Annotated in this window: 14 protein-coding genes; 4 read left to right on the forward strand and 10 right to left on the reverse strand. The window is 61.7% G+C overall.

The window, feature by feature from the left end; translation table 11 throughout:
• Nucleotides 1–31: 31 nt before the first annotated feature.
• Both AB8B02_RS10580 and AB8B02_RS10585 read right to left on the reverse strand, forming a co-directional pair.
• Nucleotides 32–1,420 (reverse strand): efflux RND transporter periplasmic adaptor subunit, encoded by a 1,389-nt coding sequence (locus AB8B02_RS10580; protein ID WP_439063904.1) that lies wholly within the window; start codon nucleotides 1,418–1,420, stop codon nucleotides 32–34.
• A complete protein-coding gene (locus AB8B02_RS10585) occupies nucleotides 1,410–2,831 on the reverse strand; it encodes an efflux transporter outer membrane subunit (protein ID WP_439064625.1) in 1,422 nt (473 codons plus the stop codon). The genes AB8B02_RS10580 and AB8B02_RS10585 overlap by 11 nt, the downstream gene beginning before the upstream one ends.
• 393 nt (nucleotides 2,832–3,224) lie before the next feature.
• On the opposite strand from AB8B02_RS10585, the gene AB8B02_RS10590 reads away from it, so the two are divergent.
• From AB8B02_RS10590 to AB8B02_RS10600, 3 genes are all read left to right on the forward strand, one after another.
• Nucleotides 3,225–3,374: a hypothetical protein gene (locus AB8B02_RS10590; RefSeq protein ID WP_439063905.1), complete on the forward strand. Its 150-nt coding sequence runs from the start codon at nucleotides 3,225–3,227 to the stop codon at nucleotides 3,372–3,374.
• Between the two features lie 200 nt (nucleotides 3,375–3,574).
• Complete coding sequence (locus tag AB8B02_RS10595; protein WP_439063906.1) at nucleotides 3,575–4,804, forward strand: class I SAM-dependent methyltransferase; 1,230 nt, start codon at nucleotides 3,575–3,577, stop codon at nucleotides 4,802–4,804.
• 125 nt (nucleotides 4,805–4,929) lie between these two features.
• Nucleotides 4,930–5,970 carry a cysteine synthase A gene (locus AB8B02_RS10600; RefSeq protein ID WP_231080657.1) on the forward strand — a complete coding sequence of 347 codons (1,041 nt, stop codon included), beginning with the start codon at nucleotides 4,930–4,932 and terminating at the stop codon, nucleotides 5,968–5,970.
• Between the two features lie 11 nt (nucleotides 5,971–5,981).
• On the opposite strand, the gene AB8B02_RS10605 is transcribed toward AB8B02_RS10600, so the two are convergent.
• Genes AB8B02_RS10605 through AB8B02_RS10620 form a run of 4 tightly spaced genes read right to left on the reverse strand, consistent with a single transcriptional unit; the run spans nucleotide 5,982 to nucleotide 10,494 of the window.
• The gene (locus AB8B02_RS10605) at nucleotides 5,982–6,728 is read right to left on the reverse strand and encodes an amino acid ABC transporter ATP-binding protein (RefSeq protein ID WP_439063907.1); all 747 of its coding nucleotides are present in this window, start codon (nucleotides 6,726–6,728) and stop codon (nucleotides 5,982–5,984) included.
• 6 nt (nucleotides 6,729–6,734) lie between these two features.
• A complete protein-coding gene (locus AB8B02_RS10610; RefSeq protein ID WP_184516718.1) occupies nucleotides 6,735–8,255 on the reverse strand; it encodes an amino acid ABC transporter permease in 1,521 nt (506 codons plus the stop codon).
• Nucleotides 8,252–9,463: an amino acid ABC transporter permease gene (locus AB8B02_RS10615; RefSeq protein WP_184516721.1), complete on the reverse strand. Its 1,212-nt coding sequence runs from the start codon at nucleotides 9,461–9,463 to the stop codon at nucleotides 8,252–8,254. The genes AB8B02_RS10610 and AB8B02_RS10615 overlap by 4 nt, the downstream gene beginning before the upstream one ends.
• A 14-nt stretch (nucleotides 9,464–9,477) precedes the next feature.
• Complete coding sequence (locus tag AB8B02_RS10620; RefSeq protein ID WP_093758538.1) at nucleotides 9,478–10,494, reverse strand: amino acid ABC transporter substrate-binding protein; 1,017 nt, start codon at nucleotides 10,492–10,494, stop codon at nucleotides 9,478–9,480.
• 336 nt (nucleotides 10,495–10,830) lie between these two features.
• On the opposite strand from AB8B02_RS10620, the gene metC reads away from it, so the two are divergent.
• A complete protein-coding gene (gene metC, locus AB8B02_RS10625) occupies nucleotides 10,831–12,027 on the forward strand; it encodes a cystathionine beta-lyase (protein ID WP_175368989.1) in 1,197 nt (398 codons plus the stop codon).
• An 80-nt stretch (nucleotides 12,028–12,107) separates the two neighbouring features.
• Here metC and AB8B02_RS10630 read toward each other — a convergent pair whose 3' ends face one another.
• From AB8B02_RS10630 to AB8B02_RS10645, 4 genes are all read right to left on the reverse strand, one after another.
• On the reverse strand, nucleotides 12,108–12,446 hold the full coding sequence (locus AB8B02_RS10630; protein WP_092143185.1) for a lipid-A-disaccharide synthase N-terminal domain-containing protein: 339 nt from the start codon (nucleotides 12,444–12,446) through the stop codon (nucleotides 12,108–12,110).
• The gene (locus AB8B02_RS10635) at nucleotides 12,447–13,190 is read right to left on the reverse strand and encodes a glycosyltransferase family 2 protein (RefSeq protein WP_184516724.1); all 744 of its coding nucleotides are present in this window, start codon (nucleotides 13,188–13,190) and stop codon (nucleotides 12,447–12,449) included.
• A 68-nt stretch (nucleotides 13,191–13,258) separates the two neighbouring features.
• Nucleotides 13,259–14,101, reverse strand: coding sequence for a phosphatase PAP2 family protein (locus AB8B02_RS10640; protein WP_439063908.1), 843 nt, complete (start codon nucleotides 14,099–14,101; stop codon nucleotides 13,259–13,261).
• A complete protein-coding gene (locus AB8B02_RS10645; RefSeq protein ID WP_439063909.1) occupies nucleotides 14,101–15,843 on the reverse strand; it encodes an ArnT family glycosyltransferase in 1,743 nt (580 codons plus the stop codon). The genes AB8B02_RS10640 and AB8B02_RS10645 overlap by 1 nt, the downstream gene beginning before the upstream one ends.
• Nucleotides 15,844–15,854 lie beyond the last annotated feature (11 nt).

Here is a 15,854-nt window from a genome sequence, read left to right on the forward strand (position 1 = left end):
ACTCAAGCGATCGATCGTGCGAACATCATGGCTACTTCGCTCCCGATGGCGCAGCGCTCGGGCTGGCTGGCGGCGGCGTCTGGCCAATCGGTGCCTGCGGAGTGCCCTGGCCACCCGCACCACCTGAATTCTGGCCGCGCTTGCCACGACGCTCGCCGGCATCGTTGCCCTTGCTACCTCCCCGCTTGCGCGGCGCGAGATCGGCGGTCGGCTCCTGATCGTTGGTGCCGACAGAAACCTTCGATCCTTCTGCGAGATTGGCAAAGCCCGTGGTGACAACACGCTCGGTCGCCGACAGGCCCTTGGCGATGACGGCCGTGGTCTCGTTCTGCTGCGTCACGGTGACCGGCACCGCCTTGACGATGTCGCCCTCCTCGATCACGTAACTGAACGTGCCGGCGGGACCGCGCTGCACAGCCGAGGTCGGCACCACCATCGCATCCTTCAGGGTCTCGACTTTCAGCCGGACATTGACGAACTGACCGGGCCAGAGCTGATAATTCGGGTTCGGGAATTCGGCCTTCAGCTTCACCGTGCCCGTGGTGGTATCGACCTGATTGTCGATGCCGGTGAGCGTACCGGTGTCGATGACGGTGACGCCGTCATTGCCGAATACATCGACCATCAACGTGCCCTTGGCAGCAGCGGCGTTGGCGCGAACGATTTGCTGCTGCGGCAGGCTGAACAGTACTGCGATAGGCTGCAGTTGCGTGATCACCACGAGGCCCGTGGTATCGGACGCGTGGATGATGTTGCCCTGATCGACCTGACGCAGGCCGGCACGGCCGGACAGTGGCGCGATGATTTTGGTGTAGCTCAGCGTTGCGGCGGCATTGTCGATGGCAGCCTGATCGGCATTCACCAGCGCCTCCTGCTGGGCAACGAGAGACTTCTGGGTGTCGGCCTGCTGTTTGGAGCCGGCGTTTGACGTTGCAAGCTGCTGGTAACGGATCAGGTCGAGCCGTGCATTGGCCAGCGTCGCCTCGTCCTGCGCTTTCTTGGCAACAGCCTGATCGTACAGCGCCTTGTAGAGGACCGGGTCAATCTCGCCGAGCACATCGCCCGCCTTGACGTCCTGGCCTTCCTTGAAATTGACCTTGATCAGTTTGCCGTCGACCTGTGCGCGCACGGTGACATTGTTCAAGGCCTTCACCGAGCCGACGCCATCGAGATAGACCGGCACGTCCTGGATCTTCGGCGTCGCCGCAAGCACCGGCACCGTCATCATGTCCGGTCGGAAACCGCCGCGGTTGGCGGTCTGACGCTGCTGGAAGGCGTTCCAGCCGATATAGCCGAGCCCGCCGAGGATCAGCAGCGTCACGGCAATCGACACAGTACGGCGGCGCGCCTTGCCGGCGACCTTGGCGACACCGTCGCCAGTCGCTTTCGCGGCCTCTTTCAACTCCGGCTTAAAGAGCATTGACCGGTCTTTCCATTTTCGGCTCCCAGCCGCCCCCCAGCGCCTGATAGAGGCTGATGATCGCCTGCAGCCGCGCCAGTTGCGCCTGCGACAGGACATCTTCCGCCTGGAACAGCGTCAGCTGGGTGTTTAGCACAGTTACGATGTCAGCGGTTCCGGCGCGCAATTGCTGCTCGGACAGCTCGAAGGCCCGCTTCGACGCCCGGACCACCTCGCGCTGCAGCCGGAGCCGCTCGGTGGTCTGGCGAATCGCGACCAGCGCGTTGTCGACGTCGGCGAAGGACTGCACGACCGTCTTGCGATAGGTCTGCAGCAGCTCGTCCTGACGCGCCTGGGTCAGCTCAAAATTACCCTGGATCCGCCCACCATCGAAGATCGGCTGGGTCAGGCCGCCGACGAGGCTGAAGAAGGCGGCGTTGGGTTGGAACAGCGAGGCCAGCGCTGCGCTCTGATAACCGCCCGAGCCGGTCAACTGGATACTCGGAAAGAACTGCGCCCGGGCGCTGCCGACATTGGCCGTGGCCGAGGCCAATTGCGCCTCCTGCCGACGGATATCCGGCCGCTGGGTCAGGAGCTCTGACGGCAGACCGGGCGTGACGCGCGGCGCGGCGATAGTGTTCAGCGAGCCGCCGGCCACGCGCACGCTTTCAGGGGGCCGGGACACCAGCGTCGCGAGCGCATTGACGTTCTGCGCCAGCGTGGTCCGCAGCGGCGGCACCGCGGCGCGCTGATTGGCCAGCACGCTTTCCTGCTGCGCGACATCGAGATCCGTGCCGGTGCCGGCACTGAAGCGCTGTTTGATCGCATCAAGGATGCGCTGCGCGCTGGCGATGTTGCGCTCCGCCGTGCGAATGCGGTCCTGCGATGTCAGCACCTGGAAATAGGCATTGGCGACCGCCGCCATAGTGGTCAGCGCCACCACGTCGCGGTCGAAACGATTGGCCGTCGAGGTTTCTTCCGCAGCCAGCGCCGCGTCGCGGTTCTTGCCCCAGAAATCGATCTCGTAGCTGGCCGAGAGCGAGGCCGAATAGGTCACCACCTCGCGGCCGCCGTTGGTCAGACCGCTGGAACTGGAGCCCGAGGTCCGCGAATAGGTCTCCTGCCCGCCGCCGCTCACGCTGGGCAGCAGCGCTGCGCCGGTGATTCGTGCCTGCGCATCGGCCTGCATGATTCGCGATGTTGCCGCAGCGATATCGAGGTTGACCGTCTGGGCCTCCTCCATCAGCTGCGTCAGTTCCCTGGAGCGAAAGCCGCGCCACCAGTCCAGTGTCGGCGTGGCGCCGTTCGGATTGGCGAGCCGTGCCGCCTTATAGCCCTCGGGAATATCGAGGGCCGGATCAGGCAGATCCTTGCTCAAAATGCAGCCTGCCGAACTGGCAACAACGGCAAAGGCGATGACCGAACGCCCGATCTTTTTCGCAAACAGGAGACTCACCGCACGGACATCCGGACAAGGCTCCGCCGCGCGCGCTTTGCGCCGAGGTTCGAGGCGTTGGAGTATGTAGCCTGAGACACGTTCACCGGGTGATGCTTGGTCAATGAAACGAGCCCGCATTCTAGCTGCCCAATCATCCTGCGGACAGTGTTCTTACGTGTCGCAACGTGCAAGCGACACGAATGCTAGATGCCCGCAAATGAGCGGATTTGCACAGATTCTCCCGATTTTGTGGGGTTTTTTGGTCCCTGACAGAAGCGCCGGCAGGTCAGGCTTACGAAGATTTCATGTGTTCATTTGTTGCTGACAGCCGGATTGCGTTCCCCTGTGCCGTCGGCGCCATTTTGAAAACCGCTGGGGATGCCAACCGTGACCTGGATGAACCGTTTGCAAGGCATTGCCGACGATGACGCCAGGGCGCTCGCGGCGCGAAAGCGCCTCGACCAGATTCAGGGCGAGCACCGCACCAGGTTCTGCGACGCATGGACTGGTTATTGGATCAAGGGTGCATACGCCTAGTGTCGTGTGAAGCAAGCCATGCGAGAAATACCGGCTTGGCGAGTAAACAAAGCCGCGCTTATACTCCTGTAAAATCGCCCGCGCGTTCATCGGATTTCGCAACGCACAAGGGCGGTCCCGACCGACAGAAGAGCGGCAGGCACATCCATCCATGCGACTTGAATGCGAACACAGAACCACGAACTCCCCTGGATCTGCGCATGTCTGACCTGATCGTTCTTACTCCGGAAAATGTCGACAAGGCGCTGCCCGATCTGCCGCGCATCGTCCGACTGGCATTGGGCTTCGGCTCACGTCTGCGCCGCGGCACGCTCGACGTGACACTTCCCGATGGCCGGCGTGTCCGCCTCGGCGGCATGGAACCTGGTCCTGCCGCCGAGATGACGATCACCAGCTATGCGTTCGCGTCGCGTCTTGTGAATGGCGGCGATATCGGCATCGCGGAAGCCTATCTACACCGCGAATGGGACACGCCGGATCTCACGCAATTCCTGTATCTGTTCTGCGTCAATCACGATCTCATTCAGGTGATGCTCGGCAACAATCCGCTGATGCGCTTCGTGCAGATCGTTCGCCATTGGTTCAACCGCAACACCAAGCGGCAAGCTCGCAAGAACATCTACGCGCATTACGACATCGGCAACGCGTTCTATTCTGCGTGGCTCGATCCGAGCATGACCTATTCGTCCGCGATTTTCGAAGACGGTACGCAGGATCTCACGGCCGCGCAAAACAACAAATATCGCCGGCTTGCAGAAGCAATCGATCTGAAGCCCGGACAGAAGGTGTTGGAGATCGGCTGCGGCTGGGGTGGCTTTGCCGAATATGCCGCGAAGAACTACGGCGCGCATGTCACCGGTCTCACCATCTCGACCGAGCAGCGCGATTTCGCACGTAAGCGGATGCAGGACGCGGGCCTTGGCGACAAGGTCGAGATCAAGTTTAAGGACTATCGCGACGAACGTGGACAGTATGACCGCATCGCTTCGATCGAGATGATCGAGGCCGTCGGCGAACAGTTCTGGCCGCAGTATTTCTCACAATTGCGCGACCGGCTGCTGCCCGGCGGATTGATCGGTATCCAGGCCATCACGATCCAAGACAAGTTCTTCCAGACCTATCGGCGCGAGGTCGACTTCATTCAGCGCTACGTCTTTCCCGGCGGCATGCTGCCGTCGCCCGAAATCCTGAAATCCCTCGGGGCCAGATACGGCGTTCCTGTCATCAAGGAACGCATATTCGGACTGGATTATGCCAAGACGCTGGCGACTTGGAGAGATAGTTTCCGCGCGGCCTGGCCAAGCCTGACGCCGCTCGGTTTCGACGACCGGTTCCGGCGGCTCTGGGAATACTACCTGGCCTATTGCGAGGCCGGTTTCCTGTCGGGCAATATCGACGTTCGCCAGGTCGTATTCGCAAAAGCCCCATAGCCCGCGCTCTGGACTTTCCGCACTGCGGCACCAGATCTTGAGGCCAGACCCTTCCCTTGTCTGGCCCGGCGGCCTCCACTAGGGTCGCCGCGAGATCGACAACCCGAGCGAAGAATTTCAGCACCATGACCTTCAACAAAGACGTCGTCGAGGCGATCGGCAACACGCCTCTGATCAAGCTGAAGCGCGCATCCGAACTGACTGGCTGCACCATTCTCGGCAAGGCCGAGTTCATGAATCCCGGCCAGTCGGTGAAGGACCGCGCCGGCAAATGGATGATCCTCGAAGCCGAGAAGCGCGGTGATCTGAAGCCCGGCGGTCTCATTGTCGAGTCGACTGCGGGCAATACAGGTATCGGTCTCGCCGTGGTGGCGAGCGCGCGTGGATATCGCACGCTGATCGTGATCCCGGAGACGCAGAGCCAGGAAAAGAAAGATATGCTGCGGCTCAACGGCGCCGAACTGATCGAAGTGCCGGCGCTGCCATTCGCCAATCCGAACAACTATCAGCATGTCGGACGACGGCTCGCAGATCAGCTGCGCAAGACTGAGCCGAACGGCGTTCTGTTTGCCGATCAGTGGAACAATCTCGACAACGCCAAAGCCCATTACGAATCGACGGGCCCGGAGATCTGGGAGCAGACTGGCGGCAAGGTGGACGGCTTCATCTCGGCGGTCGGCACCGGCGGTACGCTGGCCGGCACGACCCGCTACCTGAAGGAAAAGAACAACAACATCGTTACGGCCTGCGCCGATCCAAATGGCTTTGCGATGTATAACTGGTTCAAGCATGGCGAAGCCAAATCCACGCCCGGCGATTCCATCACGGAAGGCATCGGGATCGGCCGCGTGACGCCGGTCATTGAGACCGCGAAGGTCGATACCGCCTTCCTGATCCCTGACGAGGAAGCCGTCGCCGTCATCTATGACCTGCTGCAGCACGAAGGCCTCTGCCTCGGCGGCTCGACCGGCATCAACATCGCCGGCGCGATCCATCTCGCGAAGGAGTTGGGCCCGGGCAAGACCATCGTCACCCTTCTCTGCGACTCCGGCGGCCGCTATCAGTCGAAGCTGTTCAACCCCGACTTCATGCGCAGCAAGAACCTGCCGGTGCCGGCATGGCTGGAGACGAAGAGCGATATCTTAGTGCCGTTCGAGAAAGTCTGAGGCGCAACGCCTCAGCGGAGAATCTGGCTCAGGAACAGCTTCGTCCGCGCATGCTGCGGATTGGCGAAGAACTTGTCCGGTGTATTCGCCTCGATGATCTGTCCGGCATCCATGAACACGACGCGGCTGGCGACTTCCCTGGCAAAGCCCATCTCGTGGGTGACGACCAGCATGGTCATGCCCTCATTGGCGAGATCGACCATGGTGTCGAGCACCTCTTTCACCATCTCCGGATCGAGAGCCGAGGTCGGCTCGTCGAACAGCATCACCTTGGGATTCATCGTCAGCGCTCGCGCGATCGCCACACGCTGCTGCTGCCCGCCGGAGAGCTGACCGGGATAGGCACTGGCCTTGTCTGGAATGCGCACCCGCTCCAGATACTTCATCGCCGCAGCATCGGCGTCCTTCTTCGGCATATGCCGTACCCAGATCGGCGCCAACGTGCAGTTCTCAAGCACCGTCAGATGCGGAAACAGGTTGAAGCTCTGGAACACCATCCCGACATCACGCCTGATATCGTCGACGCGGCGCAGGTTGGGACCGAGTTCGATGCCGTCGACCGTGATGCGGCCTTCCTGAAACTCCTCCAGCGCATTGATGCAGCGGATCAGCGTCGATTTGCCCGAGCCCGACGGCCCGCAGATCACGATGCGCTCGCTGCGGCCGACCGCAAGATCGATGTCGCGCAGCACGTGGAAATCGCCGAACCATTTGTTGAGGCCGGCAACCGAGACGATGGGATTCACGGATACGGACATGTCACCTCAACTCCGTCGATGCACATTGAGCCGGTGCTCGACGAATAGCGAATAGCGCGAGATGCCGAAGCACATCACGAAATACATGATGCCGGTAAAGGCAAAACCGGTGAACAAGGTCGTCGGCGTCGACCAGTTCGGATCTGCGAACGCCGCGCGGAGTTGGCCGAGCAAATCGAACAGCGCCACGATCGACACCAGTGACGTATCCTTCAAAAGCGCGATGAAGCTATTGACGAGGCCGGGAATAACATGGCGCAGCGCCTGCGGCATCACCACAAGACGCGTGGTCTTCCACCAGGACAGGCCTAGCGCACTTGCCGCCTCCGCCTGACCGCGCGGGATCGCCTGCAACCCGCCGCGGATCACCTCGGCATTATAGGCACCAGCGAATAGCGCTATGCCGATCAGCGCGCGCACCAGCCCATCAACAGTGAAATTGCCCGGCAGGAACAGCGGCAGCATATAGGTCGCAAAGAACAATACGGTGATCAGCGGCACGCCGCGCCAGAATTCGATGAAGGCAATCGAGAACAGCCGGATCAACGGAATGGTCGAGCGTCGGCCAAGTGCCAGCGCGATGCCAACCGGCATCGACGTGACGATGCCTGTGATCGACACCACCAGCGTCACCAGCAATCCGCCCCAGAGCCGCGTATCGACGATCGGCAATCCGCCACGATCAAGCCGCAGCAGGGCGATGACGACGGCGATGCCAGCGAAGACGGAGATACTGTTGGCCAGCGCACGCCAGCCGCTGCGGAAGTGGCCGTTCAACAAGAACATAAGCAGCGAGACAATGATGGCGGTTGTCGTCAGTTCGAACCAGACAGGTTTGCCATGATTGACGCCTTCGTTGCGTAACCACTCAAACGGCAGCGCGACGAGTTGCAGGCCGTCGCCGAATGCTACGACGCCGTCGCCTATCAGCGTAAGCGGATAACCGATGACAGCAATATCGGACAGAAGGCCGATGCCCCTGAGCCGGCGACCGACATCCGTGATGTGGACCGCGACGGTCGACAGAAAATCCGTGGCCCAACTGATTCCGAAGCCATTGATGCCACCGCCATACAGCAGGAAGAACGCCACGACAGGGAAGGCAAGGAAGAACAGTCCGGCATTCACGCTCTTCGCGGGCAGACGCGGGATCAGCAGCGGCAACAGCAATAGCGCGCCCAGCAGGAAAGTGAGATTGACGCGCCAGCGTTCCGACTCAGGATAAAAGCCGTAGATAAACTGCGTGAACTTGGCCTGCACGAACGGCCAGCAGGCGCCAACGGCGTGGCCAACGTTTTCCGGCAGGCACGCTGTGCGGTCTTGCCCCTGCCAGACGGCGTCGATCAGCAGGAATTTGACCGTGGGGGCAATGGTGAACCACAGCAGCAACAGGCTGATGACAGTCAGCAGAATATTGGTCGGTGAATTCAGCAGCCGTGTCTGCACAAAGCCGACGAAACCCGTGCTGCGCACCGGAGCGGCGCGCTCTGCAACCAGTTCTCTTGCAACGAAGCTGGTATCGCTCATGCGCCCATGCTCCGCGAGATCCGCCAGCCATAGACGCTCATGAGCGCGCTCGTGACCAGCGAGATCACGAGATAGACCGCCATGGTGATGGCGATGATCTCGATGGCCTGCCCGGTCTGGCTCATGGTCGTCCCGGCAAAGACCGAGACCAGATCGGGATAGCCGATGGCAACAGCCAGCGACGAATTCTTGGTGAGGTTGAGATACTGGTTGGTCAGCGGTGGCAGGATCACGCGCATCGCCTGCGGCACCACGATCAGTCGGAGCGTTGCACCCCGGCTAAGTCCAAGCGATGCGCCCGCTTCGGCCTGTCCCTTATGCACCGACTGGACGCCTGCGCGCACGATCTCGGCGATGAAGGCGGCGGTGTAGGTCGAGAGCGCTAGTGTCAGCGCGACGAATTCCGGCAGCACACGCAGGCCGCCTGAGAAATTGAAGCCTCTCAGTACCGGATACTCGAATGTCACGGGCTTGCCGAGCACGAGCACCGTCAGCAACGGCAAACCGATCAGCAAGCCCAAGGTGATCGGCCAGACGGCTATTACACGCCCCTTGGCGAAGAGCTGCTGTCGCGCATAAACGCGCAACACCAGCGCGGCGATGATCGCAACGATCACAGCGACCGCGAACGCCGTAAAAGCCTCCGTCCCGATCGGCTTCGGCAATCCAAAGCCGCGATTGCTAAGAAAGAAACTGTCCAGCAACGAGATACTCTGCCGCGGCTGCGGCAGTGTGGCGAGCACGGCGAGATACCAGAAGAGGATCTGGAACAGCAGCGGCAGGTTACGGATCAGTTCGACATAGCCGCCTGCGATCCGCGCCAGCAGCCAGTTCGGCGACATCCGGCCGAGGCCGACGATGAATCCGATGATGGTCGCAAAGAATATGCCGATCAGCGACACGACGAGTGTGTTGACGAGGCCGACGAAAAACACCTGCAGATAGGTGTCCGATTCCGAATACGGGATCAGCGCCTGACTGACCGCAAAGCCCGCGGTATTTGATAGGAATCCGAAGCCGGATGCGATCTTCTGCGCGGCCAGGTTGGAGCGTGCATTCTCGACGATCTCATAGCCGATCCAGACAAGGGCTGCGACGAACACGACCTGGAGCACAAAGCCGCTCCAGCCCGCCTGCCCGCCCAGCACACGTCGCAGTTTTGCAACGAGTTGCAGCGGCGGTTTTCTGGCTTCGGTCGATGTCGCCACGGGCGATGATGCGCTCAGCGGATCGGCGGTGCGTATTGGATGCCGCCCTTGTTCCAGAGCTGGTTCAGTCCGCGCGAGATCCCGAGCTTCGAGCCTGCGCCGACATTACGGTCGAACACCTCACCGTAATTGCCCGTCGCCTTGATGATGCGCGCGAACCAGTCCTTGGTGAGGCCCAGCGTTTCACCGAGATTGCCGTCGGTGCCGAAGATGCGCTTCAGCTCTGGCTTGTCGGATTTCGCCTGGTCATCAACGTTCTTCTGGGTAATCCCGAGCTCTTCGGCATTGACCATCGCGAACAGCGTCCAGCGCACCACATCGAGCCACTGATCATCGCCATGACGCACCAATGGGCCAAGCGGCTCCTTGGAAATCACCTCAGGGAGCACGGCATGATCTGCAGGCACTGTGAGCTTCAGGCGTTCTGCATAAAGTTGCGAGAGATCAGCCGTGAAGACGTCGCAGCGGCCCGACTCATAGGCTTTGATAGTCTCGTCGGCGGTCGAGAACGCGATCACTTCATACTTCATGTTGTTGCCCTTGAAATAGTCGGCAACATTCTGCTCGTTGGTGGTGCCGGTCTGCAGGCAGATCGAGGCGCTATTCAGCTCGAGTGCCGAATTCACCTTGAGCGCCTTGCGGACCAGAAAACCCTGGCCGTCATAGTAGTTGATACCGGCGAAGTTCACGCCAAGCGACGTATCGCGCGACAGGGTCCAGGTCGTATTGCGCGACAGCACGTCGATCTCGCCGGACTGCAAGGCAGTAAAGCGATCCTTCGCCGAGAGCGGCACATATTTCACCTTGGTAGCATCGTTGAAGATCGCCGCCGCGATGCCGCGGCACAGGTCGACGTCGAAGCCCACCCAGTTGCCCTTGTCATCCGGCGCCGAGAAACCCGGCAAGCCCTGGGTGACGCCGCAGGACAGCATGCCGCGGTCCTTCACGGTCTTGAGCGTCTGCGCAGATGCGCCTTGCGCGGTCAGACTGGCGGCAAGAGCGAGAGAGAACATCAAGGTTGCGCGTTTCATGTAAGGCCTCTTTGGGGACGTCAGGACGCTCGGTCGACGCAAAGAATTGAATGACGAGCCTACGGATCAGTTCCATAGCCGTGAATGGCCCGACCGGAAAGGCGAACGACAGCAGAGACGATCTAAAAAGACCGTACGAATCAGCAGGAAATCGCAGATTTCGCGGCAGGCCCCTCAACGTGCCGCGGGGGATCGCGAGGTCCGCAACAGAGAACGATCAGCCAGCCGGGTCAAGGGGTTGACGGCCATCCGCCGTGTCCTCTTAGTGACGGAACCAGCCATTCGGCAACCCAGATGCCAATGGCCTTGCAACACCTGCAGACCGGCGGCCCCATTATGACAGCTTCGAACGATAATCACGGCACCACCTCGCTCGACACGGACACCGTGATCGTCACCGCCGGCCGCGACACCAAATCGCAGCGGGGCTTCGTCAATCCACCGGTCGTGCGCGGCTCCACGGTGCTGTATCCGACCGCCGACGACCTCCACGCGCATCGCGGCGAGTTTCAGTATGGCCGCCACGGCACGCCGACCACCAAGGCATTGCAGGAAGCGCTGATGGCACTGGAAGGCCCGAAATGTGCCGGCGTGGGGCTCGTGCCATCGGGCCTCGCCGCGATCTCGACCGCTCTGCTCTCGGTGCTCAAGGCCGGCGATCATCTCCTCGTCAGCGACAGCGCCTATCGGCCGACACGCAATTTCTGCAACGGCATGCTGGCACGCTACGGCATCGAGACCACCTATTTCGATCCGCTGATCGGCGCCGGCATTGAAGCGCTGTTCAAATCGAATACCCGCGCCGTCCTGGTCGAAGCGCCGGGCTCACAATCCTTCGAAATGCCGGATGTGCCTCTCATTGCCGGCATTGCGCATGCGCGCGGCGCGCTGGTGCTCGACGACAACACCTGGGCCACGCCGCTGTATCATCGCTCGCTCGAACAAGGCGTCGATATCAGCATCCAAGCGGCGACCAAATATATCGGAGGTCACTCCGACATCATGTTCGGCACCATCTCCGCCAATGGCGCGGCGTGGCCGTTGATCCAGGAGGGCATCAAGCTGCTCGGCACCTGTGCCGGACCGGACGACGTGTTCCTCGCATTACGTGGTCTGCGCACTATGTCGGTGCGGCTCGCACATCATCAGCGCTCGGCGCTGGAGATGGCGCAGTGGCTTCAGACCCGCCCCGAAGTGCTGAAGGTGCTGCATCCCGCTTTGCCGGATCATCCCGGCCACGCAATCTGGAAGCGCGACTTCACCGGCGCATCCGGTCTGTTCAGCATCATCCTGAAGCCATCGCCGCAAAAGGCCGTCGATGCCCTGCTCGATACCGTCAAGCTGTTCGGCATGGGTTATTCCTGGGGCGGCTTCGAGAGTCTCGTCATCCCGTTCGACTGCTCGGACTACCGCAGTGCCACCACATGGGCACCCGGCGGTCCCGCATTGCGATTCCATATCGGCCTAGAAAGCGTGGATGACCTGAAGGCTGATCTCGAACGGGGCTTTGCTGCACTCAATGCGGCTCGGTGATATCGCCGTTGTTCGAACCGCGTCCCTGCTGCCGCCCGACCGGATCGACGCGTTGACGCGATAACGAAGCCTTCGTGTTGTCAATTCGACAGCGTCTTCGATCCGCTGCCGCGGTTCTTGATGATCAGCATGATGTTGCGGACATAGATCACCGTGGCGAAGGCCTGGCCGAGGATGATCACCGGCTCTCGCTTGGCGATGCCGTAGATCAGCGTCATGAAGCCGCCGGCCATCGAGAAAAACCAGAACGCCATCGGCACAACGCTCTGTCCGGCGCGTTCGCTGGAAATCCACTGCACGAGAAAGCGCGCGGTAAACAGCAGTTGCGCGATCAAGCCAAAGGCGAGCCAGAAATCAAACTTCGCGACGAAGACGTCGTAGATATAGTCGCCAAGCGCCTGACCGTATTGAATCAGCATTTATTTGAACTCGGTTGCGACCGGCGTCGTACGCTTGCGGCGGATCAGCCACCAGACGCCGGCAAGATCCATGATGCCTATCCAGAGTCGATCGAAAAATCCGTAATTGGACACACCGGAATGGCGCGGCCGATCGGTGACATCGACATAGGCGATGTCGAAGCCCTCGCGGCGCACCAGGGCCGGAAGGAAGCGATGCAGACCATCGAAATAAGGCATCGACAAGAATACATCGCGGCGGAACGCCTTCAGGCCGCAGCCGGTATCGCGGGTGCCGTCCTTCAGGATCGCGTTGCGGACAGCATTGGCGATCTTCGATTGCGCTTTCTTGAAGCCGGTATCCTTGCGGCCAACGCGCTGCCCGGCGGCGAGACCAACACGGCCGCCGCCATCCTGAATGGCCGAAATCAAGTTGGGCAGGAATGCCGGATTGTTCTGACCATCGCCATCCAGCGTGGCCACGATGGCGCCACGGGCGTTGCGCACGCCAGTACGCACGGCGGCCGACTGGCCCGATGATGCGGCGTGGTCGATACGGCGCAGATTGCTGCGCGTCTGCATCAGCTCGGCCAGCCGAGCCGGCGTGGCGTCGGTCGAGCCGTCATTGACGTAGATAATCTCATAGGGCCAGCGGCCGTCGAGCGCAGCGGTGATCTCGGCGATCAAAGGCGCGACATTGTCCTGCTCGTTGCGCACGGGCACGACAATGGAGACATCGACGGGGGCAGCTTCGGGAGCGGACAAATCGGAGCTCTTGGTTGGAGGACGGTCCTGCGGGAACTTGTCGCAGCCGGCCCGGCGAAGACCGCTTATTATGGGGCCGCGGTCCCGCGGGCAACCCTTTTGAGATGGCCTGCGGACGGCCCTGGCAGCGGGTCGATCGTGCCGTCCTGGTGGATGGTGAAAGCCAGATGCCGGGCCGCAAACCAGTATCGCACCGTCATGGCGCCAATCCAGCCGACCAGCCCGCCGCCGACCACGTCACTGGCATGATGCGCCAGCAGGACGAGCCGACTGGCACAGATGGCGACGGCGTAGACGATCATCACCGTGCGCAGCCGCGGCCAAAGCGCGGCGACCGCGAAAGCCAATGCGAAACTCGTGGTCGCATGACCCGACGGGAAACTGGCATAGGCCGGCGTCCAGGCGAAATGCGAAAAGTGAAAGGGGTCTGCCGCGCCACTGACGAAAGGCCGGCCACGGCCGAGCATACCTTTGATGATTTCAGCCACGAAGACCGACAGCGCGACCGACAGGAAGATGTACTGAATGCGCGTGCCGAAGCTGACAAGTACGGCGCGCGACGTGCCGTGCCGCAGCGGCGCCAGCAGGGCCAGAACGATCATAAACGCGAACAACGCCAGCAGGACATATTCGTCCTTGCCGAAGTCAGTGAAGATACGCAGCGGCCACAGGCCGGCCGTGCCCCGCACCGGCATCAGTCCGATCTCGGTGGCATCGACGATGAACATCAGCGCGATGATGATCACGGCTGTCACGGCGCCAAGCGCCAGCGAACGGCGCGCCCAATAACGAGCAGCTTCGGCACGCCGCGAATGCGACGGTGCGCGAACAAGCTGTGCGAATGACTGCCAGACAAGCGCAACGAGTTGCGACAGATAGGTCTGTGGCTGCGATTTGTCCGGGGCTACCATTACTCGGTCCCTTCGGAGCGATAGATCGCCACCGAAATCGCTTTACCCTGCGAGAAGTTATAGCCGTCGATGCGGGTTGCCATGTTGTAACGCAAGCCGATGGCCTCGGCGCGCATCGCGAACTGGCGTTCTGAACGCAATTCGACAAGCGCGAAGCGACAGCTGCCCTGCCCGAGGAAATCCGCCGCGCCGGCACCATCAGTGAGTTGTGTGGATGTGCCGGTCATGAACACCAGGCTCGGCTCGTGATATCCCGCTGCCGCAGCCTTGGGACCGACGCAGACCACGTTACGCAGCGCACGTGCGATCTGCACACTCGGAAACAGCGGTCGGAGCGACGGCAGCAGCACGCCATAAAAGGCGGCGCTCATGAACAATGAGGCCACAACCGCATTCAGCAACGAGCGTTCTGCGCGGGCGTTATCATACAGCCACCAGGCAAACAGGCCGAACACCAGTGCTGCGGCGGCAAATGGCCAGGCCAGAAACACCGGGTGGCGGACGATCGCGACGGCACCGATCTCGGCGACCACAGCGGTTAGCGCCGGGATCGCGAACCACCAAGCCGCGCCGCGCGCCAGCCAATTGCGCGCCAGCACCTGGCGTTCAAGCGCGCCGATGACGAGGATGGCGATCGCCGGATAGAGCGGCAGCACGTAATGCGGCAGCTTGGTCATCACGACTTCGAACACGATCCAGGATGGGATCAGCCAGGCCAGCAGATATTGTGCGCCGGGCTCGCGGCGCGCGCGCCAGATCGCCGGCGTGGCCATACCGGCCAGCGGTGCCCCGGGCCAGAAGGTAATCCAGAACAGCAGGAAATACATGCCCGGAGGCGCGCCGTGGGATTCTTGTGCAGCCAGTTTGCTCAGCATGTCGCCACCGAGCGAATTGGAGAAGAACGCTTGCCCCGACTTCAGGAAGATCGCGACGAACCACGGCAGCACCAGCAACAGCATCCAGATGACGCCGACCAGCGGCCGTAATCGCCACAGCCATGCGACCGAGCGATCCATGATCGCCAGTGCAATGATCGTCAGCCCGACGAACATCAGGATCAGCGGGCCCTTGACCAGAATGCTGATCGCCATGGCCGTCCAGAACACCGCCGGCTCCTGCCAGCGCGACTTGTCGGCCTCCTCGCCGCGCTGCCACGCCAGGTAAATCCGCGCCATCGCGCCCATCACGGCGATGACGGTCAGCAACAGCATCGCATCGGTCTTGGCGAGCCGGGCCTCGACGTTGAGCAAGACCGAACTGCACATGATCAACGCAGCCAGCACGGCGCCGCGCCGCGCCAGGAAGGCCAGCGCGGTCCAATAGGTCAGCAACACTGCACCAATGGCACCGATCAGCGATGGCACGCGATAGAGCCAGATGCGAACTTCGGCGTTCTGCAAGCCCAGCGCCTCAGCGGTCTCGACCACGGCCGCCTGCATCCAGTAGATGCCGACCGGCTTCTTGTAGCGGACCTCGTCCTGGAACCGGATGTCGACGAAATCGCCTGTCTCGACCATCTGCTTGGTCGCCTGCGCGAAGCGCGCTTCGTCACGGTCGATCGGCGGGATAGTGAAGAAGCCGGGCAGGAAGAACAGGAACCCGCAAATGGTTAGGAACGCGACTGCGCAGGCATGGCCGGAGCTGACGAAATCAAGCACGCGCACCAGCCTGCTGCCTGGATCGACACGGGTTTTCGGCTCGCGCGGGGCGCCAAATCGGGGTCTTGGATAGGTCTCGGCCATGCCTGTCGCAT

Source organism: Tardiphaga sp. 862_B3_N4_1 (assembly GCF_051811085.1).
Taxonomy (GTDB): domain Bacteria; phylum Pseudomonadota; class Alphaproteobacteria; order Rhizobiales; family Xanthobacteraceae; genus Tardiphaga; species Tardiphaga robiniae.

Excerpts from the sequence above, each read along its gene's own strand:
- AB8B02_RS10580 (WP_439063904.1), bottom strand. The coding sequence starts at position 1,420 with ATGCTCTTTAAGCCGGAGTTGAAAGAGGCCGCGAAAGCGACTGGCGAC.
- AB8B02_RS10595 (WP_439063906.1), top strand. The coding sequence starts at position 3,575 with ATGTCTGACCTGATCGTTCTTACTCCGGAAAATGTCGACAAGGCGCTG.
- AB8B02_RS10600 (WP_231080657.1), top strand. The coding sequence starts at position 4,930 with ATGACCTTCAACAAAGACGTCGTCGAGGCGATCGGCAACACGCCTCTG.
- AB8B02_RS10605 (WP_439063907.1), bottom strand. The coding sequence starts at position 6,728 with ATGTCCGTATCCGTGAATCCCATCGTCTCGGTTGCCGGCCTCAACAAA.
- AB8B02_RS10610 (WP_184516718.1), bottom strand. The coding sequence starts at position 8,255 with ATGAGCGATACCAGCTTCGTTGCAAGAGAACTGGTTGCAGAGCGCGCC.
- AB8B02_RS10620 (WP_093758538.1), bottom strand. The coding sequence starts at position 10,494 with ATGAAACGCGCAACCTTGATGTTCTCTCTCGCTCTTGCCGCCAGTCTG.
- metC (WP_175368989.1), top strand. The coding sequence starts at position 10,831 with ATGACAGCTTCGAACGATAATCACGGCACCACCTCGCTCGACACGGAC.
- AB8B02_RS10630 (WP_092143185.1), bottom strand. The coding sequence starts at position 12,446 with ATGCTGATTCAATACGGTCAGGCGCTTGGCGACTATATCTACGACGTC.
- AB8B02_RS10640 (WP_439063908.1), bottom strand. The coding sequence starts at position 14,101 with ATGGTAGCCCCGGACAAATCGCAGCCACAGACCTATCTGTCGCAACTC.
- AB8B02_RS10645 (WP_439063909.1), bottom strand. The coding sequence starts at position 15,843 with ATGGCCGAGACCTATCCAAGACCCCGATTTGGCGCCCCGCGCGAGCCG.